General features: G+C 68.0%; 17 protein-coding genes, 1 tRNA gene and 3 pseudogenes. 10 read left to right on the top strand and 11 right to left on the bottom strand.

The window, feature by feature from the left end:
- Nucleotides 1-246 precede the first annotated feature (246 nt).
- Together ACLQ27_RS30180 and ACLQ27_RS30175 are read right to left on the bottom strand one after the other, a co-directional pair.
- A complete protein-coding gene (locus ACLQ27_RS30180) occupies nt 247-1,344 on the bottom strand; it encodes a hypothetical protein (RefSeq protein ID WP_425869900.1) in 1,098 nt (365 codons plus the stop codon).
- A gap of 613 nt (nt 1,345-1,957) precedes the next feature.
- On the bottom strand, nt 1,958-2,221 hold the full coding sequence (locus tag ACLQ27_RS30175; protein ID WP_425869898.1) for a hypothetical protein: 264 nt from the start codon (nt 2,219-2,221) through the stop codon (nt 1,958-1,960).
- 315 nt (nt 2,222-2,536) lie between these two features.
- On the opposite strand from ACLQ27_RS30175, the pseudogene ACLQ27_RS30170 reads away from it, so the two are divergent.
- Nucleotides 2,537-2,985, top strand: a pseudogene (locus ACLQ27_RS30170) (IS3 family transposase); the annotation flags it as partial.
- A 152-nt stretch (nt 2,986-3,137) separates the two neighbouring features.
- Here ACLQ27_RS30170 and ACLQ27_RS30165 read toward each other — a convergent pair.
- Nucleotides 3,138-3,572, bottom strand: a complete 435-nt coding sequence (locus ACLQ27_RS30165) for a hypothetical protein (protein ID WP_357493180.1) — start codon at nt 3,570-3,572, stop codon at nt 3,138-3,140.
- 500 nt (nt 3,573-4,072) lie between these two features.
- On the opposite strand from ACLQ27_RS30165, the gene ACLQ27_RS30160 reads away from it, so the two are divergent.
- Nucleotides 4,073-4,228 carry a response regulator transcription factor gene (locus tag ACLQ27_RS30160; RefSeq protein WP_357493434.1) on the top strand — a complete coding sequence of 52 codons (156 nt, stop codon included), beginning with the start codon at nt 4,073-4,075 and terminating at the stop codon, nt 4,226-4,228.
- A gap of 155 nt (nt 4,229-4,383) precedes the next feature.
- On the opposite strand, the gene ACLQ27_RS30155 is transcribed toward ACLQ27_RS30160, so the two are convergent.
- On the bottom strand, nt 4,384-4,881 hold the full coding sequence (locus ACLQ27_RS30155; protein ID WP_357574308.1) for an LURP-one-related/scramblase family protein: 498 nt from the start codon (nt 4,879-4,881) through the stop codon (nt 4,384-4,386).
- A 419-nt stretch (nt 4,882-5,300) separates the two neighbouring features.
- Complete coding sequence (locus tag ACLQ27_RS30150; protein ID WP_357493176.1) at nt 5,301-6,080, bottom strand: FkbM family methyltransferase; 780 nt, start codon at nt 6,078-6,080, stop codon at nt 5,301-5,303.
- Nucleotides 6,081-6,392: 312 nt separating this feature from the next.
- Here ACLQ27_RS30150 and ACLQ27_RS30145 point away from each other — a divergent pair.
- The 4 genes from ACLQ27_RS30145 to ACLQ27_RS30130 all read left to right on the top strand — a co-directional run bounded on the left by ACLQ27_RS30145 (nt 6,393) and on the right by ACLQ27_RS30130 (nt 9,060).
- Nucleotides 6,393-6,458 (top strand) — tRNA-Trp (locus ACLQ27_RS30145).
- A gap of 354 nt (nt 6,459-6,812) precedes the next feature.
- Entirely contained in the window at nt 6,813-7,088 is a 276-nt protein-coding gene (locus ACLQ27_RS30140) for a hypothetical protein (RefSeq protein WP_357493174.1), read from the top strand.
- A 20-nt stretch (nt 7,089-7,108) separates the two neighbouring features.
- The gene (locus ACLQ27_RS30135) at nt 7,109-7,768 is read left to right on the top strand and encodes a hypothetical protein (protein WP_425869895.1); all 660 of its coding nucleotides are present in this window, start codon (nt 7,109-7,111) and stop codon (nt 7,766-7,768) included.
- Entirely contained in the window at nt 7,765-9,060 is a 1,296-nt protein-coding gene (locus ACLQ27_RS30130) for a hypothetical protein (RefSeq protein ID WP_357574306.1), read from the top strand. The genes ACLQ27_RS30135 and ACLQ27_RS30130 overlap by 4 nt, the downstream gene beginning before the upstream one ends.
- Before the next feature lie 420 nt (nt 9,061-9,480).
- On the opposite strand, the pseudogene ACLQ27_RS30125 reads toward ACLQ27_RS30130, so the two are convergent.
- Together ACLQ27_RS30125 and ACLQ27_RS30120 are read right to left on the bottom strand one after the other, a co-directional pair.
- Nucleotides 9,481-9,595, bottom strand: a pseudogene (locus ACLQ27_RS30125) (IS6 family transposase); the annotation flags it as partial.
- A gap of 251 nt (nt 9,596-9,846) precedes the next feature.
- Nucleotides 9,847-10,440, bottom strand: a complete 594-nt coding sequence (locus ACLQ27_RS30120) for a hypothetical protein (protein WP_357493169.1) — start codon at nt 10,438-10,440, stop codon at nt 9,847-9,849.
- 224 nt (nt 10,441-10,664) lie between these two features.
- Between ACLQ27_RS30120 and ACLQ27_RS30115 the strand changes: the two are divergent.
- A pseudogene (locus ACLQ27_RS30115) lies at nt 10,665-10,885 on the top strand (HalD/BesD family halogenase); the annotation flags it as partial.
- Nucleotides 10,886-11,169: 284 nt separating this feature from the next.
- Here the strand turns inward: ACLQ27_RS30115 and ACLQ27_RS30110 are convergent.
- The 3 genes from ACLQ27_RS30110 to ACLQ27_RS30100 form a co-directional block, all read right to left on the bottom strand.
- Nucleotides 11,170-11,688, bottom strand: coding sequence for a hypothetical protein (locus ACLQ27_RS30110; protein WP_357493165.1), 519 nt, complete (start codon nt 11,686-11,688; stop codon nt 11,170-11,172).
- Nucleotides 11,689-13,709: 2,021 nt separating this feature from the next.
- On the bottom strand, nt 13,710-15,269 hold the full coding sequence (locus ACLQ27_RS30105; RefSeq protein WP_425869893.1) for a carboxypeptidase regulatory-like domain-containing protein: 1,560 nt from the start codon (nt 15,267-15,269) through the stop codon (nt 13,710-13,712).
- 558 nt (nt 15,270-15,827) lie between these two features.
- The gene (locus tag ACLQ27_RS30100) at nt 15,828-16,268 is read right to left on the bottom strand and encodes a hypothetical protein (protein WP_357493161.1); all 441 of its coding nucleotides are present in this window, start codon (nt 16,266-16,268) and stop codon (nt 15,828-15,830) included.
- A gap of 516 nt (nt 16,269-16,784) precedes the next feature.
- Between ACLQ27_RS30100 and ACLQ27_RS30095 the strand changes: the two genes are divergently transcribed.
- Nucleotides 16,785-17,357, top strand: coding sequence for an RNA polymerase sigma factor (locus tag ACLQ27_RS30095; RefSeq protein WP_357574302.1), 573 nt, complete (start codon nt 16,785-16,787; stop codon nt 17,355-17,357).
- Nucleotides 17,354-18,499: a hypothetical protein gene (locus ACLQ27_RS30090; protein WP_357574301.1), complete on the top strand. Its 1,146-nt coding sequence runs from the start codon at nt 17,354-17,356 to the stop codon at nt 18,497-18,499. The genes ACLQ27_RS30095 and ACLQ27_RS30090 overlap by 4 nt, the downstream gene beginning before the upstream one ends.
- 433 nt (nt 18,500-18,932) lie before the next feature.
- Here the strand turns inward: ACLQ27_RS30090 and ACLQ27_RS30085 are convergent, their stop codons facing one another.
- On the bottom strand, nt 18,933-20,063 hold the full coding sequence (locus ACLQ27_RS30085) for a LacI family DNA-binding transcriptional regulator (RefSeq protein WP_357493157.1): 1,131 nt from the start codon (nt 20,061-20,063) through the stop codon (nt 18,933-18,935).
- 564 nt (nt 20,064-20,627) lie between these two features.
- Here ACLQ27_RS30085 and ACLQ27_RS30080 point away from each other — a divergent pair.
- Nucleotides 20,628-22,674, top strand: a 2,047-nt coding sequence (locus ACLQ27_RS30080) for a glycoside hydrolase family 2 TIM barrel-domain containing protein (RefSeq protein WP_425869890.1), incomplete at its 3' end; no start/stop codon positions are given.

Genomic DNA, 22,674 nt, shown 5'->3' with positions numbered 1-22,674 from the left:
CACGGTGACGATGTCCCCTAGGGCGTGAACCAGCGCGGTGATCTCTGCCTGGGTCATCCGGCGTGGTGCGGCGGAGTTCCCTGCGTGCAGCTGCGTTTCGGCTCGGGTCCGTTCGGCCTGTGTCTGGGCTATCCACTTACTGACGACCGAGGGGTCGGCTCCGGCGTCGAGGGCCGCCCGGTAGCGCTGAAGTTGGCCCCTTGCAGCAGACCAGCGCGTGCTGGCGCCTGTCGGTCGCCCCCGTCATCACTTCCACACGGTCGCGTGGTTGCCGCCCGGTGTGTTCGTCCACCCGGCCAGCATTCCCCGATTGTTGAGTGCCATCACGGCGGCCGCCGGATCGCCGGTGACCATCCGGCGGTTGCGCAACAGGAAGGCTCGTCGTGGGTCGCCTGCGGTGGTGCCAGCGATCCAGCCTCGTTCGTTGATGCGGGCGTCATACCCGGGAAACTCGGTGCGGACACCCTGGTACCAATGGAAGACCTGGGCCGCCCCGTCCGCCGAGTTGCTCCACCCGACGACCTGACCATGGTCGTTGATCGCGAGTGCCCCGCTGATGCCGGACGGCGTGCCAAGGTCGATCATCCGGCCACGCTGCCAGAGGAATGCGTGCTGGACGCCGTCCGCCGTGGTGCTCGTCCCAACGATCTGCCCGCGTTCGTTGATGTCGGCTGGCACCGTCTCGTTGCCGCCGAGGGTTCCCAGGTCGGTCAGAGTGCCCCGCTCCCACAGGAAGGCCCGTTGTCCGTTGGACGAGTAGTGCACGCCGATCACCTGGCTGTGGTTGTTGATGCCGGTGGCGCTGCGGTCGCCGACGCCTCCGAGATCGGTCAGGACGCCGCGCCGCCAAAGGAAGGCGCGGGTCAGGCCACCACCGATGAACGTCTGATTGTCACCGACGACTTCGCCCTTGTCGTTCACCGCCAACGCGGTGCCCGTACCTCGTTCGTCGAGCGTGCCCAAGTCCCGCGGCCGGCCCTGCCGCCACAGGCACGGGCGTGCCGCGTGAACCGCGGACTGACAGAATCCGACGACCTCGCCGCGCTCGTTGACGTCCCGCGGGAGGCTGCCGTTGCCGCCGGGCAGCGGACGCAGCACCGTGTGTTTCCCGGCCTGCCAGAGGAATCCGAGCGGCGGTTGGATCTCTCCGTTGACCGTGTTCGTCGCGGTGACGATCACTTCGCCGTGGCTGTTGATGTCCGACGCAGAACTCGACATCCATCCCGCCGGGTGGATGTCGACCGCTGTCGGCCTCCTCGGCCCGGACGCCCACGCCGGCGCCGCCGTCAGCAGCGGAAACGCAATGAGCAGCGCGCAAACGAGCCGTCCGATCAGACGGAACATGGGCTCTCCCAACCACACCGCAGGAATGACCGAGGGTCCGGGGCCGATTCACCATTTCACCCGTACTCCGGCCAAGGCAAGACAGAGGGGGCATGCAACCAGTATCTGATAGACGACGCCGTTCACCTGGCGTGGCTAACCAGGATTCGGTTTCGGTTGTCCACCGAATCCTTTGCCTTACGAAGCACCAAGATCACGTTCACTGATCTGCCGCTGACAAGGCGCGGTGATCGTGGGCATGCTTCCCCGATCGACCGATGCGGCTGCGGGAGCCAGCGCTAGTGCCAACCGCAGCACTGGGCCGGCAGCTCAGGAGTGGTCGGCGGCCCGGCGCGAGCCCGGTCTAGGGGGAGCAGGCTGGGAGCAGCGGGGTGCCCTGAACAGCTTTGAAGTGCGCCCAATGGCATCGAACGGCGTTCAACTGCACCCACCCCTGACTGCGGCTCCACGTTCTCCCAGGTCAGAGTGGGTGTGGCGTCCTGTTTCCCGCGGAGTGCTCTGCGGTTCTGCACAGCGGTCGAAGTGCTCTATGTCGGCTGGCAGGGGAGTGTGCGAAGGTCAAGGCGGTAAGGAGCTGTTGGTGGGCCTGGGATCCGAAGAGGTCACCACGTGTCTAGATTTGCGCGAGCTTCAGGGTGGTACCGAGCGTCATCGGTGGTTTGGCAATGGTTCGTGTCGATCCTCGGACACAAACAATTGCCCCACGGTGCGCGTTGAGATCGACTTCGGCGTGCACCGTCTGCGCTTCGGGGTGGTATGTCAGCCGCAGGCCGAGCTGGCGGTAGACCTCGGCTTTGTCGGCGGGGTCCGCGTCGCGGAGCACGGTGACGATGTCCCCTAGGGCGTGAACCAACTCGGTGATCTCTGCCTGGGTCATCCGGCGTGGTGCGGCCGACTCCGGTGGGTGCAGATCGGTTTCGGCCCGTGCACGTTCAGCCTGCGTCTGAGCGATCCAGCTGGCGACGACCGAGGGATCCCGCTCCGGGGTCGAGGGCTGCCCGGTAGCGCTCAAGTTTCGCGTCGCACTCGGCGATGGTTGCGCGAGCGGCGGCAATGGCCGGGGAGGGCTGGTTCCCCGACTGGGCGTCGACCATCGCGGTGATCGTCTTCTCAAGGCGGTCGGGATCAAACGCGGTAGCGAGGGGGTTGGTGAGGGCGTCCTCACGGAGGTAGACGTTGCGGGGATGCTCAACTTCGTTGGGTCGCCGACCTGACCTACGGGCGCACCAGTGTGGGCTGGGTGTACGCCGCGTTCGTCCTCGACGTGTTCTCCCGCATGATCGTCGGCTGGCAGGTCTCCACGTCGCACTACACGGATCTGGCTTTCGACGCGTTGAAGATGGCTATCTGGCGCCGCGAGAGTCAGGGAGCTGTCCTGCGTAAACTCGTCCACCACTCGGACCGAGGAGTCCAGTATCGAGCGATCCGCTACACCCAACGGCTCGCCGAGGTCGGCACCGTCCGCCTCGGTCGGGTCCAAGGGCGACTCCTATGACAACGCGGTGGCCGAGGCGTTCAACTCGCTCTACAAGACCGAACTCGTCCGCAACCAAGGTCCCTGGCGCGGCCTCGACCCTGGAGATGGCCACCGTCGAGTACATCGACTGGTACAACGACCGCCGGCTGCACGGCGAACTCGGGCTGTAGCGGGAGCGTCTGGCAACCAATGATCCGTTGCCTTGTGGCGGCGCAGCAGCGGATAGCAGGCTGCGATTTGCCCGCGGTAATCAGCTAGCCACAACGGGCCGCCGGACTGCCGGCGGCCCGTTCCGCTTCAGGACCGGTGCGCGGGGTCAGCCCTCCCAGGTGACGGGGGCGGTGTAGCAGCGCTGCCAGCCGGACGAGGCCGATCCGTTGTAGTACAGGTCTACGCAGACCCGCCCCTGGGCGCCGTCGGCGCTGGTGTATCCCGCCCAGTTGTCCCACCACAATCCGATTCCTGTCCCGGCCTTGGTCAGAGCGCCTTCGCAGGTGAAGGTGTTGCGAGGACCCTCCCACGTCGAGGTCGAGTTCCAGTACTGCAGGATCAACCAGCCTGTGATCTTGCAGCCGGTGGCGGACGTCGCGTTGGCGCCGAACATGACGTTCGTGCTGAGGGAGGCGTGGTCGTCGTAGAGAGAGACTCTCGTGGCGAGGCTGATCATGGTCGGCCCGTTTATTGTGCCGCCGGCCAGGTACTGGTCCTCGCGAGACTGGGCGAGCGCCGGGGCGTTCTGGGTCAGGATCACTGACCCAGCGACGAGGACGGCAACGGCGGTCCTGGCAAACCACGTTTTAAGCATACGAAGGCCTCTCCGGGTGACGGATCGGGCGGATGACACTGATCAACCTAGCCGCTCGGGCTCCCGGCGATCCGTCCACGAGGGAGCACAGCGAGTGAACTTCAGGTAGCCGGTGAGTACCAGGAGTGGCGTGGAGCTGATGGCTCGCCCGCCGGGTAGCCATCGGCGCACCGGCCGACGAGCGATCAGCAAGAGCCGCTTCCACCACGCGTGGGTGTGCACCCGGCGGACCTCGGTCAGCGGATCCACGCTGGAGGTGAAGCGTCGCGGTGAGCTTGCTGGGAGTCCCCGCGGTTCCGTCGTTTGAGACGCCGATTCCACGGGCAACGCCGTGACCAGGCCCTTCAGGCTGGTGACCTCTTCGGCGACAGCGAAGTGCACATCGTGTGCTGATCTACGCGGGGCTCGGTTCGTCAGGGCTGGCCCCCGGCACTGCCCTGCAGTCAATGCGCCGGAATTCGGGCCAGATTGGGCCTCGTCGGCACGTGTCCGAGGCCACCGTCAAGGGCCATGTCTCGCGGCTGTTGGTCAAGCTGGGCTGCAGCACCCGTACTGAAGCCGCCCTGCTGGCCCACGAAGCTGGCCCCAGCACGCCACCCTGAAGCCGTCAAAGAGACGTCTCCCAGCCCTGGCTCGTGTCCGTTGCGGACGGTCACCGGAAATGCGCACCTCGTTGATCGGCGATCCGCCGCCGACGATCTCGGTGACCGTGGCGGCGACGAGCAGGCCCGGAGCAGCGCTGCTGGCGTCCAACGGGTCAGTCCTCGTCGCCCTTTTTCTTGTCGCGGTCCAGGGCCAGGTCGAGCGCGAGGACGCTGCCGATGATGAGTAGTGGGTCGACATCGGGAGTGACCTGCACGGCGTAGGTGTCGCGGATCGTCAGCCACCGTTTGGAGACCACGGCAACCTCGGTGCCGTCGCGTTCGATCACGTACTCGTGGTCGAGCAGGTCGCCCTTCATCTCCAGGTCGTTGGGCCCGGGCACGTCGATGGTGAACTTGTCGCGAAACGGCGTGAGGAGCTTCTTGCGGACTTCTGCGGCCTTCTCGCCGCCGATCCGGATCTCGTAGGTGGGACGCAGCGCCACCAGGTGCCGGTGCAGCGTGGCGACCTCATGGCCGGAGGCGTCCTCGATGACGACTTTGTTGCGGACGCTGAGCACCTTGCCGTCGACGTGGAAGACCTTGGTGCCGTGCTCGTCGAGGACGTCGAAGTCGTCGCCGATCGAAAAAAACCGCTCCCTGATGACAAGCATTCTTCGATTCTCCCTCACGGTGGGCGAAAGGGCTGGCCGGCGGACCGGTCTTCCGAAGTGGCGGGCGGGTAGTTGTGGTGTTTGTTGGCGATGGCGCCACCGAGGCAGGGGGCCGGACCATGGGTGAGGCATGTCGAAGCCGCGAAGCTCGGACTAATGGCCGCTCCCGTCAGCTGAGACGCCGATCCCACCGGCAGTGCGGATACCGGCGAGTCCTTTGTGGTGACGGTTCTATATCTCCGATCGGCCGCGTCAGGGCATCGTGAACGCCCGACCGCCCCCCTTGCCTCGGGCGATCACCGATCCAGGCCAGACCACCTGCCTCAACATGCGTAGCCACAAACCCGTCGGGTGGCATCCTTCACGAGTATGAATATTCTGCGTGACCTGGGCGGACGAGGTTTCTGCCAGGGTCAGGGTCAGGCGGGCCGGGCGCGGGCGTAGACGTCGCCCGAGTTGGCCTCGTGGGGCAGCGCCCGCAGGTACGCCGCCACCTCGTCCGCCGGCCGCCAGCCATTGAGTGCGAACGCCATCTCGTCGCCGAGCGCCACGGTGAACCTGGTGAAGCCCAGGCGGGTGAGCCGGTCCAAGCAGTGCGCGGCCAGGTCCCGTTCGATGGTGGTGAACTCGAAGGACAGCGCCGGCAGGGGGCGGCTCAACCCGGCCAGCACGGCGTCCTCGAATCCCTCCACGTCGATCTTGACGAAGCCCGGCACGCCGTGCGCCGCGACCAGGGTGTCGAGTGTAGTTCCGGCCACCTCGATCTCGACGTCCCAGATCTCGTCCTCCCAGCCGCCGGCTCCCTCGGCGGCCTGCAGGAAATCCGCCGACGCCGTGGAGATCGTCGGGTTCGCCGAGTTGACGTGCAGACGCACCGGCCCGGTACGCGCCCCGCACGCCGCCTCCACCACGGTGACCCGGTCGTCGTCCGCGTAGAGGGCGCGCAGGGCCTGGGTGCAGAGCGGTTGCGGCTCGACGGCCACCACGCGTGCGCCCAGCCGCCGGAAGCTGCCGAGCCGGTCACCCACGTGCGCGCCGACGTCGAAGACCAGGTCCCCTGGGCGAACCAGGGGCGCGTAGAACGCGTCCATCGCCGCCTCGCGGGCCGGGTCGCCGTAGTACGCCTCCAGGGAGCGGCGCAACCCGGACAGGGTCGGATCCGCCTTGAGTGCCTCCACCGCTCTGGAGTCGTCGACCACTGGTCCAACCGTAGTCGCGTCCGGAGCAACGCGAGGGCGATTCGCGCGCATCTCCTGGGCACTGCCGGACCTCCGGCCTCCAGCTACCAGAAGTCCGCTCCTGCCGCTGGCCACGCGCGCAATCATGAGCGCGTCCTGGATCGATGCGGCTGTGAGAGCCAGTGCTGGTGCGAGCCAAAGCACGGGCAGGCTGCTTGCGGTCGGTCCGCCGTCGGCATTCCGGTGCGGTGGCGGCTTGGATAGCGCAGACGGATACGCGAAGCTGCCCACCCCACCAGGGAAGGGCGGCGTTTCGTTACCGAAACACCTCACAGGGGCGTAGCTCGGAGCACCGGTCTCCAAAACTGAAGGTTGCAGGTTCGGATCCTGTCGCCCCTGCTCTCGTCCCGGCTACGGCCACCGCTGATGATTCTCAACTCCACGTGGATGGCATAGCAAGACTCCAGCCGGCGCCTGCACGCCCCGGCGGGGGCAGCACCTCCGCGACGAGGGAGACGCCTGACCCGCTCGCTTTGGAAGCGAGAGAACGGGGTTTGACACCCCGGTTCCGGACCACGGGGTTGTAGCTCAACTGGCAGAGCAGCGGTCCGGCAGGCCGCAGTTTAGGGGTTCGAGCCCCCTCTTCTCCACGTACCGATGCCTTCCTGGCGTAATTGTGGCGCACGGGAATGAAGTCTCCGAGGACCGCACATCCTCGACCTGCCCCACCCGGACCGGAAGACGTACGCCGACGTGCTCGAACCGCCGGCCGACTTCGACGGCTCGCCGGACAGCTGGCTCGCCAGCGCCCCCGAGCGGCAGCGGGCGCTGTTCGACTACGCCCACGCCGAAGCGCGCGGGCGGCAGACGGAGATTCCGGCCAAGCTGAGCATGCTGCGCGCCCGCGCCGAGCTGACCGCGCTGCCGGTCGCCGAGCGGCACGCCGTACTCACGGGCCCCGGCGGGCTGCGACCTACGGCTGGCATTGCCAGCTATGGCCATCGATCACTACCTTGTGTGTACGCATGACTACCGTGTAGGGAGGCTGGTTGCGGCGTCTGAGTGCTCTAGTTCCGCTGCTCCTGTTGTCGGCGGCTATTGCTTCATGCTCGCGAGCCACCCCCCTCTGCGACTACGCGGACGGCCTGGTCAAGTCAGCGCAGCTAACTCAGGCGGCGGACGCCTACGCCACCGCGGAGCGCTCGGACGAGGGCGATTGCGCCGACGACGGCCTCAAGCACGTCGGCGAGCTGCGAGCGAAGGCCAGCGCCTACGTCGCCAAAGGCCGCGCCGCGCGGCGGGCGGGACAGCTCCCGGCCGCCACCGCGTCGTTCCGGGCCGCCCTGGCCATCGACCACAGCGACACCGAGGCGGCCGCCGAGTTGCAGGGCCTCACGAGTGTCTCGGCGACTCCGGCGCTTGCCCCGTCGGTCGTTCCCATCCTGGTCAAAGGCCCGCCGGGCCGGGACGCTGGGCGCGGGCTGGCATGGCTTGCCCTTGTCCTCACCCTCGTCGTGATCATCGCCGCACTTGGCCTGGCGATGTGGATACGGGCGACCCGCCTGGCGCTCGACCGGGTGGCCGCATCGCTCGATGCGGCGAAGAGCCGCGACGACGATCTTCGGGCCGACGTGGTGCGGTTGATCGAGGCCGGCCGGGCGACCACGGATGACGTGGAGGAGTGGTACGGACCAGGGGGAGACCGATGACCAACCGCATCGACGTTACCCTCTATTGGCTCCGCACCGGCACCACCGGCCGTCTGGTGGCGCGGCGGCGGATGACCTGGTCCGGCGGCGACGAACCGGTCGACGAGATATGGGCGTCCGGTTCAGTCGACGGGATCCAGATCGCGACCGTCGATCATGCGGCACAGTCCACGGTTGAATGGCAGCGGTTGCTCGCCGGCATGGCAGTCCTGAAACTCACCGTGGTGACGGCCAAAGCTCAGCTCGTCCTGCGCCTCCTGGACGCCGATGCGCTCGAGAGCCTCGCCGGTACCGCCGCTCCCGCGACTTTGTTCGCCCGCGTGACCACGCAGTTCGAGGAGACCGACGGCGTGCTTCAGGCGGCCGGTGGCCACCTGAACGCGCCGGGGCGCCACCTGGTCGCCCAGCCGCTGCTGCCAGTGCTGCGGGCGGCGCTGCAGAGCGTCAACCTGGCGAAGACCGACGTGCCACCGCCGGCCAGACCCGCCGAGGAGCCGGCGCCAGCGCTGCGGGAGTGCCTTCCGCCTGCGATCAAGTTTGAACGGACCCGGGGCGCCCAGGTCGGCCACCACAACGTTCAGATCAACCGCTTCGAAGTCCGCGGCCCGACGCCGAGCCTCGACCTTGAGCGGGTGCTGTCTCGTCTCGAAGTCAAGGCCGCCCGGACCGCGCTGCTGGCCGACCCGACCAACGCGGCGCGACGCACCGATTTCGTCGAGTCGCTCCAACGGATCTCGGGCTGGGCGGTCAAGGCGAAGCCGCTGGTGCTTTCGGCCACGAGCCGACCGCCCAGCTTCCTCGAGCGGGTCTTCTCCGTCGAAGGATTGCAGGTCGGCAACGGCAACACCCAGCGGAACACTTTCAAATGCTGCGTGACCGACGTCCCGGCGGCCCAAAATCTCCTGAACAACGACCGCGCACTGGCCAGGAGCCTGGCCGACTATCTCTGCCCACGTTCCGGCACCGTCGGTGATTTCAGCACCTTCCGCGAAGACCTGCAGCGCACGATGCGCAACCTGCCGATCACCCTCACCAATCCCCACAGCGTCCGCCTGCCGATTCCCGAGCCGGGCCAGACCCTGATCGTCCGGGACATCGACGGAGTGTCCATCGGCCCGAAGAGCGCCGTCACCCCCATCTTCGTCAATCGCAGCGAGGCGCCGAAGCCGTACATACCGCCGAGCCCAGCGCCGCCGCAGGTTCACCCGCCGAATCCAGCCGACGAACTGTCCACAAGGACCCCAGAGCCTCCCCATCGAAGCATCCCCGGGCCAGGATCTTTCGGTTTCTGAGCCGAGCTGCCGGACCGGATCGTCGGCACATGTGCGCCGACGCGCGCCGACCAGCAGGTTGCGACAGAACCCGTCTGCAAGCTGCGAGATCCGATACCGGCGCTCGGGACGTTCCCGGCCAGCCCCCCGCTTCTTCACCGCTGTGACTCCCAGTAGAGGTCGAAGTGGTCAGGCGTTTCCGCCTCCGGGGATGGCTGGCGCCGGCAGGCGTCTCGGTTCGCCTGAGGCCACGTCTGCAGGCGTGCAGCAGGTCGATGTGGAGCGTCGCGAATAAGCTTGACGGACTCCGCCACGGTTCCGTCATCTGAGACGCCGATCCCACGCGCAATGCCCTGACCAGCCCTTCCGGGCGGACGACACCTTCCGGGGAGTGGCGGGCGAACCGGGCAGCGTCGGCCAGCAGCGGGGTGAACCGTTGCGCCCACCGGAACATGGTGACGTGGTCGACCTCGACACCGCGCTCAGCCAGGAGTTCCTCCACGTCCCGGTAGGAGAGGTTGTAGCGCAGGTACCAGCGGACCGCCACGACGGTCACCCCCGCGGGGAACCGGAACCCGGTGAACGCCGACTTCGGCGGCGACCAGGGACGACGAAGACTCGACCGCTGCACCCGTCAAGCCTGCGTCGATCCCTGGGCACGAGCAACGCAACAGACCGGTTCCGGTTGACCCTATCGAGCTGCGAGACCATCAGGACCAGACCAGCCAGTTAGGCCGCGTGACTGACACTTTCATTTGTTCGTGCAGCAGACCCGTTTGTGGGTTAACGCGGGGTGGGCTCTTGAGGTTAGGTGGTCCGGCGTTCGAGCTCACTTCGCGCGGTGAGGAAGTTGACGGTGGGGTCGCCCTGTGGGAGGTCGGAGACGAAGACAACGAGCCCGGCCGTTTGACTGTCCGCCCAGCCGCAGATGGTCATGTAGCCGCCGCGTTCCCCGCGTCCTTTCCCGCAGCGGGCTTCTCCTCCGAATTGGCCTGTGTCAACCGCCTTGGTCTCGACGCGTCCGTAGAGGGTGAGTATGCGTTTGAGGGTTGCTGCCGGGTCATCGACGGTTCCCGACGCGCCGGTGACGAGCACCGCGTCGGCGGTTTCGGTCTCACCCCCGTACGCCCAGGCGACCGCGCTGGTGGGTGTTCCCACCTCCTGCTTTAGCTTCTCGATCAGCGAGATTGGTCTGTTAGTCAGACCTCGGCTCATATTCTTGGGCTTCCCGAGGAGGGTTTCTGGTGTTTGCAGCTGGCGAGGCGATGGCGTGCTGGCCGGTGCCGGCACGGTAGGTGCTAGTGCAGTGCATGCGGTTGACAGCAGGAGTGTTGCTGCTGCGGCTAGCGACAGTGCTGCGGCGGCTATCCGGGCGCTCCCGTTGCGGCGGATCGTCGCCATGGTGCTCCTCTGATCAAGAAGATGTCGCGGAAGCCTAGCCCAGTCGATCTCCGAGCGAGGGCGGGCAGTTGGTCGGTTTTCTCACTCCCCAGGGCTGGTACGGCTTCGGGCGGCGGGCGTGCTGAGTTCGACTTGTACCCGTTGGCTCTCCTAAGACCAGGGTCGCCATCGACCGGTGCCCGACCGCCTCACGGGGGCAGAGTCCGGCGGTGATAAAACGGGGCATGGAGATCGCGCGGCTAATCCAGGCGTTGGATGACGTCTTCGACGGCGCGATCGTGCATCACGGGTACACCGACTACATTCGCGATTACGAAGTCATCGTCTACGTCACCGCAGACCCGTGTACCGACATCCCACCCGTCCCCTCCGGTACCTCTTCAAGTACTGCGTTGCAGCCGAGGTGCAAACGGCGGTGACTCCCGACACCTGGCGGCGCTCCATCCTGGCCAACGACACCACTGCCGCGTTCCGATTTCGCCAAATCCGGTCAGGCGAGGACTGGATCGACCTTGAGGACTTGGAGCGTTACCCAAAGGAATTCGCCGTCGTCATCGACAGCCACCCGTGACTCTCGTGCCGTTGGCACAACCAGCCGTACATCCACACCCGAGCCGACGTGCAAGACAGCGAGCGACCGCAGCCGACGAGCCGAACAGCCTAGCGGCGATGCTCAGCGTCAGCCCACAGCAGTCGCGATCGGGCGAAGAACGGGCAGCAGCCGCACCGTCAGCCGTCGCACACCTCGTCCGCGTAGCGAGCGAAGTCCTCGGGCGTGTAGAACGCGGCGACGAAGCCGCCGCGCGCCTCGCCCTCCCACCGCTTGCTGAGGATCACGGCGGAGCCGGTCCGACCGCGCAGTTCGCTGATCCGGAACGGGAAATCATCCACTGTGCCGCCACCTCTGTTCCACGCGCGCAAATCGTAGATCCTGTGGTCGTCTAAACCGGACGGAGCCGGCGTCGTCTGCCAGCCGGCTCCCGGGTCGAGTAGCGTGATTTCCTCTGCGGCGCGGGCCCGGCCAGGACCCCGCTCGAGATCGATCACGCCGTCGCCGACCGAGCCGTCGTCCTGGCCGAGAAAAAGGGCAATTTTGTCGGTCCCGCCGTGGCACCAGTCGAAAACCCCGACCAGCCGGCCGTCGGCGTCCAGCCGTACCCCGACCGCACCCTCGGTGGCTGGGCTGCAGCCTGTCAGCCCGGCCAGCACCAACGTGCAGATCACTCCCAGCAGCCCTGTCCGTCGCATCCAATCAGCGTGAGCACCGACGGTCACTTACCGATCACGGCGAGAGATCGGCTTGACGACATCGAGGATCGGCGAAGCAGATCCAGCAAGGCCACTGCTTGAAGGCCGGCGGCAGCTCGCGGTGCAGGTTGTGATGGCCTGCTCTACTGACAAAGTGCGTGCCCGTCTACTTCTCTACCTTGCGTTGATGGCTGCGGGCGTCATGGCGACAGGAGCCGGACTCTTGGTCGCCCTGGGATACGTCGAGCAGCCAGGGCCCTTTGGCGAGGGGGCATTGGGCGCGGTTGGCGGAGCTATGGCCTCGGCTGGGTTTACCGATGGAGGAAGTGCCGCTCCTCGGGCTCGGGGCAAGCGTGAGATCGCGCGCCGACGCCAGCGTCGAAGCATGTCACCGGCAGCACCTGGGTGACCTCAGGCGTTAGCAGCGCCGACATCATCGGTAGCCGGCGTCGCAGCGAGCAGGCGGTCGCGTCGCTGACCGCTGTGGTCCCGGCCGGCGCCGTCGATGCCGCGTTGACCGAGCCTGCGGGTGTGCAGTGGTTCCTTTCGGGCTGGGGCGTCCTGCTGGCCTGCTGCGGCCCGAATGCGTCGGGCCTGCGATCCCTATCGGCACCATCGCTGAACCTGGAGCTGATCTGCGCTTCGGCGACCAACTGGGCACCAGCGCGGAGGTCCCACTTTGATCACCTGTTCGTACGGACTGCACTACGTATGGGCAGTCGCGGCCTTGGGCGCTCGGCGGGTGGTACCTTACCGACCCCTTTGTTGACGAGAAACGAGATTTGGCGTGGTCGACTCCCAAACCGACACCGGTTCCTCCGCTGGCTCCACGTCTTCGCGTCGATGGGTTTGGGTGGCGGCCGGGTCTGTCGTGCTCCTGGCCCTGCTAGGCGGCGGAGCAGCTTATTGGCAGTTCGCTAACCGTGGGGATGAGGATCCGGGATTGACGGGGTGTCGGTCGGCTGGGGTGCTGGTTCGGGCAGAACAAGGGAAGGTTGTGCCGGCCGACGAGGTTCAGCGGCTGGGCGCCCTGTTCGAACGCTCGGCTCACGATGACTTGAAGTCCGCTGGCGTAACTGCGGCGGGCTTGGTGGAGAGGGTGCAAGATGCTCGCAACACCGGCCCCGGTGGTGACTTCTACCGTGCCCAGTTGGCTCAAGCTGTTCCGCGGATGACCTCTGCCTGCGAGAACCACCAGGTCAGGGTCAAGGCGTAGTTCGGATCGTCTGCCGCGGCCCGATATATACCGAGGCCCCGACCTGCGTTTAAGCAGGTGGGGGCCTCGGTAGCGCTGGCGGAAGTCGATATGGACAGAGGCTGGGCTGTTCGCCGGCCTCCCGACCTCAGTCGGCCGAATCAGCTGAACGGCTTGCGGTGCGCTGCCGGGCGGCAGAGCGCCTCGGGAGGTCAGGCAAGCAGCTGGGCGCGAGTGGCGGTGACCGTCGCGGTGCCACTGGTCGACAGGCCGGAGATCCCGACCGGAAGATCGGCAACGGTCAACGTCAACTATTGTTCCGCGAAACGGACTACATCAGCAGAGGCGGGTCCAGGCTCGGGTGTCACGCTCACCGGCGGACGGAGGACTCGATTCCTCCGATCGTGTCCGGATCTTGCCAGGCACTTCGACGGTCCAGCAACCCTGCGCCGGTCGTGCTGATGTCAACGCGCATTCGATGCCTCGATGACGGTTGCCGTTCCTACCGCGGGCCGGCCCTCGTGCATGGTAATCGTCATGCCCGGCCGCGGGTCACGCCAGAGGGCGGGGGACAGTGGGCCAAGCGGACCGACCCGGTTGCGCCGGGTGGCAACGCTGGCGCGGACTCCACCCAGATGCGTGCCACGAGCAGATCGGGGTCGCCTGCGGCCCTACGCCGGCCGAGGTCCTCAACTGCACCCACCCCTACCTGCGCCTACACGTTGTCCCAGCTTGCCGACCTGCGCACTCGCTTGGCGGAAGTCGGCAATGAACGCTGACCCGGCCCGGACCGGGGTGCGCGGGCGGCGCCGGTGCTCGTCCCGGCTCAGCTCCGCCGGCCGGGAAAGTTGACGGTGAACGGCGAGGTGCCCACCCGGATGGCGGACGCGTCGACCTGCCGGACGTAGTCCGGGTAGCAGCGGTCGGGGTGCAGGCAGAGCCGGACCCGCTGGCCGGGCACGAGTCGGGCGTCGTACCGGCCGTCCTCGACGTTCTCGTCGACCGCGACGATGTCGCCGGTGTCGGCGTTGTAGACGTGGACCGGGTAGCCGTAGCCGTACACCGGGAGGCCGTTGGCTTGGCCGGAGATGGCGGTGCCGGCGCTCATCCGCTCGTTCGCCACGGTGGTGCCGCCTGCGACGACCTTGATCCGGGTCGCCTTGACGCTGTTCGGCGCCCCACCGGACCACTGGGTGGCGTAGACGCTGTTGGCGCCGCCGTTGCCCGGTGGGATGAACGCCAGTGACCACTCGTACGGGCCGAGCCCGCTGAAGGTGTACGAGCCGTCGCCGGGAACCTTCCGGGTGGTCTCGTACCAGAACGGATCGTAGGTCGTCAGCGCGACGGTCACCGACACCGGCTGGCCGGTGACCGCGTCGGTGATCGACCCGGTGATCGACCCAGCCCGGTCCAACAGGATGTCGGGCAGCGTGGTGATCCCGGGCCCTGGCGCGACCGTCAGTGCCTTGGTCCGGTCGCCGGTGCCACCGCTCGGGCCGACCCACTGCGCGCCGTGCCCCTCGGCCGAGCCGCCGGCCCAGAGGTTGTACCGGTCCGGGTGGAGGCTGTGGAACCGCACCACCCCGTTCTCGTCGGAGATCTCGTTGGCGTCATAGATGTCGGGGAACCGCTTGTCCACCGAGATGGCGATGATTCCCGCGTTGGGCACCGGCGTGCCGGTCGCCCGGTCTCGCAGTGTCACGCGCAGTTCGTTACCGGGTGGCTGGACCGGCAGCGTCGCGTGGGTCACCCGCCCGGCGACCGCGGTCGCCTCGACCATCCCGCCCTCGTGTACGCCGTCGTTCGCGGCGCCGGTGAATCGGTAGTGGCCGGGCGGCACCTCCAGGTCGACGTACCCGTTCGGGAAGGTCCCGGTGGGGCTGGTGCAGATGAGGCCGAGTTCCATCGGGTCCTGCACACAGAAGTTCCGCACCTCGGCGCCGGTGGCCGCGTCGGCCGCGACGAACCGGATCCGACCGGCCGGAGGAAGCACGTCGTCGACGACGAGCCGGCCACGGGTCGGCACGGTCACAGCTCCCCAAGGGAACCCGAGCCGGCTCGGGTAGTAGCGGGGCCGGAACACGCCGGGCAGTTGGTTGGTGATCCGGTAGCGCCCGGCCGACACGCCGGACACCCGCCACCGGCCGGCCCGGTCCGTGGTGGTCGAGTAGGTCGGATGCTCGGCGCCGGAGTCCGGCGCGAGGGTGACCCTGACCTGGCCGGCCGGTCGGCCGGACCGTTCGGTCAGAGTGCCGCTGACTGTCGCGGCGGCGTTACCGGCGCGGACCGGCGCGACCGTACCCAGCACCGCGTCGACGCCGAGCAGCAACAGTGCGCACAGCGCCGCCAACAGGAGAGTCGCGGGACGTGCTACTCGGCTGTCCATCGTGGTGGCACCTCCGGAATCGGCAAAGCTCGTTCGCTCGCGCACGTCAGGGCAGCGTAACTTTGGCCGTCATCACTTGAAGTCATGTGATGAACACGGACAGCGTCGGTTTTCGAGGCATCTGCAACTCGCTACCGACGGTCCGGGCACTGCCAGCCGCTCGTGCAGCCGGACGGACTCGTGTCTGCGGGCCTCTGCGGTTCGGACGTTTCCATCGACGACCCGACCTGTACGGCCGAGACACCCTGGCCCCGCCTGCGCCACTCGATCAGAACGCGTGGGACCCCCGGTACGGGAAGCACCCCGCCGCGGGTGCGCCAGGCGGGAGGCGCCGCCGCTGAACCCCGTGCCGACGGCCAGCATTCTGGCCTTGGCCAGGGGCGCGTCGCGGCACTGATCGTGCGCCGCCGGATCTCCGTGACCACGGTCGCCCGGGCCCGCAGCCGGTGGGTGCCTGCCCGCTGCGAGCGTTGAGTAGCGCCGAGAGTCGGCGTCCCCGTGGGTGTTGCCGAACTCACGGGACAGACACGCCCGACCGCGAAGTGTCGGCCCGGCCGCTCAGGCGGGGCTGAACTGGATGAGGACCGACGCGGTCGGCAGCTCGTCCGGAGCGGGTGGTGCCTCGGTGCGCCAGGCCAGCCGTACGCGCCATCGGCGGCCCGGCGGTAGGCGGTAGGCGTCGGCGATGCCGCCGGCCGTGCCGCTGGCGAACCCGAGGATGCCCGACTCGAAGACCACCTCGAGCACGTGGCTGCGGTCCCAGCCGCCCGGATCGAAGTCGGCCGGCCCGTCCCAGGTCTCCAGCCGGGTGTCGCTACCCAGCACCACGGCGTCGTCGATGTTCTCGACCACCACGAAGCCCGGCGCCGAGCTGACCCATTGATCGAGCTCGTGCGGTGCGGGTGGAACGTTGCGCCGGTCGTTGCTGTCGTCGATCATCGCGAACAGTCGATAGTCGACATTGACGTACAGCTCGGTGTGCTCGACCAGCGCCGCCATGCTGGCCCCTCCCCGCTCGGTGGACTGCGAGGGTAGCGTTCTCCCGCTGACCGTGAGTGTCCGCATACTTGCTCAGCCGTGCATCGGCAGCAGCGAGTGTCCCGAGTGGGCCGCCGCTTGCGGTGTGATGGCGGTGGTGATTGCAGGCGTAAGAGCCAGGCGGGTAGGGCCGCTCGTCGGGCGGTCTCGGATCGGTTGGCCCGGTCGCCGCGCCAGAATCGGGCGAGCCGCAAGTCTCGGCGCCCCTGGCAGCCCCATCGAGAACCAGATCCAGCCCTGAAACGGCGGGGAGACTGCCGATGTGGGCTGGGAGCCTCGCTGCCGCTACCTCCCAGCTTCGACTCCCGGCCCTGGCCTGGGCCCCACGCTTGGGCCCCACGCTGACAGCGTCGCAGCCGCTCATGCCGCCGAGAGGTCGCTATTGGGCGACCGCTTGCCGTCGGCCCTCGGCGCCTGAACACTTTCCCGCCTGATCGGCAATGTCAGGGTGAAGCGCGAACTTTGCCGAGGAGGGCCATGGCTTCGGATGCGGATTTGATAGGCCGGTCGCTGGATGGCGATGTCGACGCCTTCGTAGAGGTGGTCGAGCGTCATGAGGCCGCCGTCGGTTCGTACCTCGTTCGCCGGGCTGGGCGGGATGCGGCTGAGGACCTCCTGGGCGAGGTTTGGGTTGCGGCGTTCGAGTCGCGGCGATCGTACGACCGGTCGTACGACGATGCGCGGCCGTGGCTGTACGGCGTGGCATTGAATCGCTTGCGGCGCTACTGGCGATCCCGGCCGACCGAGGACCTGGTGGCGGACGTGCCGGACGTGGCTACTGGATGGGATCCGTGGTCGGCGGTGGACCTCGGCGTGGACGCCCGGGCGGTGCTCCGGTCGGCCCTGACGCGGCTCAAACCCGAAGAGCGGGAGGTCCTGAGGCTCGTCGCCTGGGAGGACCTGACCGCAGCCGACGCCGCGCGGGCCCTCGGCATACCGGCCGGCACCGCGCGGCGGTTGCTGAGCCAGGCCAGGGCGGCATTGCGCGACGCCCCGGGGGTGTCCGCGCTTCTGAAGGACCGCAACAGCGCGAAGGAGAGACACCGATGACCGACGAGCTTGATCTGGTCGGTGCGTTGGGCAGCGCAGAACCACTGCGCCCGGAGGCGTATCAGCGGGCGCGGGCGGTGCTGCGGGCGGCTATGGCCGACCCCGGAACCGTGCGGCTGCTGGGCGCGATATCAGCGGAAGACACAACTATGGAGGCGACTTCAACCATGGAAACGACGACAACCACGCGGGACCACGAATCCAGCCCGGCGCTTCAGCGCCGCCGCAGGATCGGTATCGCGGGTCGATTGGGCATCGGTGCCGGAGTTGCGGTTACCGCCGCCGCGGCAGCTGTCGCTGTGGTGCTCAACTTGTCGGCGACCGGGGACACGGAGGCCGGCAACGATTCGGCGGCCGCCGCCTCGGGCTCGACCACCGTCAACGGGTCCGCCGAGCCCGCGCCGCTGATGATCTTGGCCGGGTCCATCAAGACGGTCACCCCGTCGGGGGGCGACGCGTGGCTGGTGAAGGCGACGCAGGTCAACGGCACCAAGACCATGCAGGTCGTCTACACGCTGTACACCGACGGTCACGCGATCTATACGGGCAACAGCGTGAAGGACATCAAGCGTGCGATCGCCCGTCACCAGGACCAGATGACGGACGGTGGCTACGCTCCGCTCCTCAAGGCGGCCGTCGCCGCAGCGGACAGCAGCCCGGCCGATGGCCGGACCCAGATGCTCAAGGCAGCCAACGATCCGCTGGTGGGCCTTGACCCCGCAGCGCAGAAGGCGGTGTGGGACAAGCAGCAGGCGGATGCCCAGGTGATCATCAGGCAGAAGGGCGGTAACGCCGAGCCGAAGCCGTACAGCCCCCAGGCCGTTCAGCGGCACTTCGACAACGCCCTGTGGACGTACAGCACCGAAGCACTGTCCGCTGGCGACGGCAACACGCAGGTCCGGGCCGGTGTGCTGCGTCTGCTGTCCACCATCTCCGCGGTCAGCGTCAAGAACTCGACCACCCACGGCAAGGCCACACTGACGATCACCGCCGGCCCCGAGGTGTTCGGCGGCGAGGGCAGCGAGGTGCTGACCATCGACGCCACGACCGGCATGCTCGTCAAGGACGTCTCCACCGTGCCGGGCCTCCCTCAGGCCTCTACGACGTACGAGTCCTCCCGCGTGACGAAGGCCGACCTGTAGGCCGGGAGTTCCCATCCACCGTCGCTGACTACCTGGTGCGATCCCGCCGCAGGCACCGTGACCAGCGGGTCCGTGGTGGTGACCTCTTCGGAGGTCACCACCACGGCTAGGCTTGTGCGAGCTTCAGAATCGCACTGAGCGTTATCGGCGGTGGGGCAACGGGCCGTGTCTCGGACACGTTTGCTGCCAGGTGAACTCGCGTGAGCGGGCGAGTTGTTGCACGTAGGTCAGGGCGTCGCGGTAGCCGGTGATGACCTCCCAGGTTTGCGGGTTGGTCTCTACCGGTTCGTCGCCGGCGACGGCCGCGGCGGCGTCGTCCAGAGGCACCTGGTAGCCCTCGATCGAATTCGAACCCTGGATGGCGCCGCTCCTCAGCGACGGCCGGTGCGGGCCTCGGGTGACGTGCCGCCGTAGGTGGACAGTTCGACGCTGATCAGGGCCGGGTGGATGGGACTTCGCTGCCGGCGGGCTGACCGTGCGGGCCACCGTGGGCATGGGGAATCTCCCGGCGGCCAGGTCCCGGGATCGGCCGGGGCGGTGGTGGCGCCGTCGAGGCGCGGACGACGAGCTCGACCGGTTGGTCGGCCGCCGGTGGAAGCTCGACGTCCGGCTTCTCGATGACCTGTACCAGCAGCGCGAGGCCCTGCCGCGCGACCTCGTCGAACCGCTGCCGCACGGTGGTGAGCGGGGGAGTGACGTAGGCGGCGACCGGGATGTCGTCGAATCCGACGACGCTGATGTCCTCGGGCACGCGGCGCCCGGCCTCGAGCTGCGCGCGGATGAGACCGATCGCCATGTCGTCGTTCGCGGCGAACACCGCGGTCACGGTGCCATCGCCGGCCAGTTCCCGGCCCGCCGCGTAGCCGGACGTGGCCGACCAGTCGCCCTCGACGACCGGCGGCTCGTCCGCGCCATGGGCTCGCAGCGCCTCGCGCCAGCCGGCGAGACGGTCCCGTGCCGAATACCACCGCTGCGGGCCGGCCAGGTGATGGACGGTCGCGTGCCCCAGCTCCAGCAGGTGCTCGGTCGCGGCCCGCGCGAGCCGGCCCGCGCCGACCCTGGCGGTCACCACCTGCGGCGCGGCGAAGGTGGGCGGCGCGCCGAGGACCAGGACCGGCACGTCGACGCTGATGAGGCCGACGCCCTCGTCGATCGGCTCGGAGATGACGACGCCGTCCACGCCCTGGTCCAGCAGCGACGCCAGGGCGCTCGCGATGCCGCCCGGGTCGCCCTCGATCGTGTCGGCCAACCGCAGCGTGTAGCCCACCTCCCGGACCGCCCGCTCGATGCCCATGAGCCACGACGCCGGCCCGTACAAGGCGCTGCCGAGCGTCACCACGCCGATCGACCGGGTCCGCCCGGACGCCAGCGCCCGGGCCGCCTGGTTGCGCCGGTAGCCGAGCTCCTCGGCGGCGTCCAGGACCCGCCGGCGCACGTCGGCCGAGACATACGGCTCGTCGTTGAGGACCCTGGACACCGTCTTCTGGGAAACGCCGGCCAGCCGCGCGACGTCCACGCTGCGCGGCGTCGGAGGGCTTCCACCCGGCCTCGCCAGTCGCGTCACGGCAGCTCCCATCGTCGGCCATAGTCCTGTATGATTGCGTAGTCATGTCTACGCAGTCAGACACCCGCCATCAAGAGCCCGTAACCCGCCCGTGACGCTGGCGAAGCACGTTCCTCACCAACACCCTAACTTCCGTTTCGAACCGAACAAGTCAGGCCGCGCCGCCCGCCGACGTCGCCGAGGGCCACAGTGCCGGCCACGCCTTCAGCGTGTCACGCGGCCGGGGGTCACGGGGGCGAATCGGTTCGCTACTCGATCAGCGCAGCGTCGGTGGGCCGGCGACACGGAATGTCTGAGCGCGATGCCCTAGCACTCCGGAAGGGTCGTACTCGTCGGCGGCCACTCGGAGCTTGCGAGGCGTCAGGAGCAGGAAGTAACCGTCCTGAAACCTTGACTTCACGCTCGATGCACCCATTAATGCATATCTATGTATTCGGGCCGCAACCATCCTTCCCGGGTGGTCGGCGACGCCGGCAGACTTGTCGAATCGATTCGTGCATCGGCCTTGAGTCCATGCCCTGAACCGGTGTTGCAGAGCTGGCGGATGAGTCACAGGAGGTAACCGTGCATCACACGAACGTCCACTGGGGTGGCCGATTGTCGGCGTTGGCCAGAGGGCTGGCCGCGACTGTGGCGCTCGGCCTGCCTCTGACGCTGGGTGGCCTGACCCTGGCGACCCCGGGGCCGGCCCTGGCCGCGCCGGTCGTGACGCAGAGTGTCGCGGCCGCCGGACTTGATGGTGTGGCGGCCGGTAACGGCGCGATCGCCTCGGTCGATCTGGCCGGGACGTGGGCCTTCACGCCCGCGGGTCGGGGAACGACCTCGATCGCGGTGCCTGGTGGTGGCTGGTACAAGCAGGGCTTCACCGACGTGACCGAGGCGGTGTACTCGCGCAGCATCACGGTGCCGGACTCGGGGCAGCCGCAGTCGACCTGGATCGAGTTCGGCGCCGTCAACCACCAGGCGACACTGTCGGTCGACGGCCGCGTGGTCGCGACCCAGACGACGGCGTTCACCCCGTCGAACTTCGACATCAGCGCCTACGCGGCGCCCGGCACCACCCACACGATCACCGTGAACGTGAAGGGCCGCGGCGCGTTGAAGGCATCCAACGGCCGGTACCTGGTGCCCGACGCCGCCACGTGGTCCGAGGCGGTACCGCAGGGGATCTTCGGGTCCGCGTTCCTGCGGGTGTACCCGGCGGTGTACGTCAGCGATACATTCGTGCGTACGTCGGTGGCGAACAAGACGCTGACCTACGACGTGACGGTGCGCAACACGTCGGGCAGTTCCCGGTCGGTGACGTTGACCGGGTCGCTGGCGTCCAAGAACGGAACGGCCTTCAGCTACCCGGAACTGCCCAGCCGTACGGTCACCGTGGCGGCCCGCTCGACCGTGACCGTGACCGTCGGGCCGGTCGCGTGGAACCTCGACAGCACCTCGTACTGGTGGCCCAACGTGCCGTACCGGTCGGGGTACCGGGCGCAGCTGCACGGGCTGACGGTGCGTGCCGCCACCGACGACGGCCGGACGAGCGACGCCGAGTACCGATTCGGGTTCCGGGAGGCCACCCAGAACGGTGACTACTACTACCTCAACGGCGTGCGGGTGAACTTCCGCGGCGACAACCTCCAGGGTGCCGACTATGACCGGATCAACAACGGCGGCAAGGGCGACGCGTACCACACCCTGCCCGGCTTCCTGCCCCCGTCGTCCGGCAACGGCGGCTGGCCGCAGGCGGTGGACAACTACCAGCGGCTGAACTACAACGTGGTGCGCATCCACCAGGAGCCCGGAAGCCCGTACATGTTGGACGTCGCCGACGAGATGGGCCTGATGATCATCGACGAGGTCGCGATTCGCGGCTCCCAGTCCTCGCAGGAGTGGAAGGAGTCCGTCGGGCACGACAACATGGTCAACCACGCCCGTGCGCTGGTCCTGCGCGACCGCAACCACCCCGCGATCATCCGCTGGAGTCAGAACAACGAGCCGAACCAGAGCGGCCAGGATTCCGAACAGTTCGAGAAGGAGCTGTACGCGGCGATGAACGGCGCCGACGGCACCCGGCCGATCATCGCCGAGGTGGGCGTCGGCGGGAATGTCAGCCTGTATCCCGGGATGACGTACGCCAACTTCGCGGTGGTCCCGCACTACGTCGACGGCTTCGGCAGGTACGGGGAGGGCCTGATCACCGTGAACGGGCGGCCCGACGGCGAGGGCGAGTACATCTGGCCGGCGTGCAACAACAAGCAGGGCTTCGAGTGGTTCGCCACGGCGACCCTGGCCAAGCGCGGCAAGGGCGCCACCGACCTGCGTCCGTACACGCTGCTGTCCGCCTGGGCCAGCGTCGTGCCCGGCGTGCGGAGCACCGACTTCACCCCGGAGGAGGGTGGTCACCCCATCTACGGTGCGGACAACCTGCCCGACCCGTGGAGCAACCCGCAGATCCAGCGTGTGCAGGCGGCGTTCAACCCGGTGGCCGCGGTCGACCTCCCGTACTGGTCCGCCTCCGGCAATTCGGACTCCAACGGCAGCTTCCCACTACCGCAGGCGGTACCCAGCTACGCCCGCAACGCCACGGTGACCCGCACCATCACCGTGTTCAACGACG

Origin of the sequence: Micromonospora sp. DT63 (assembly GCF_049841615.1) — a bacterium.
Taxonomy (GTDB): Bacteria; Actinomycetota; Actinomycetes; order Mycobacteriales; family Micromonosporaceae; genus Micromonospora.
This window is presented reverse-complemented; position numbering and strand designations above follow the sequence as displayed.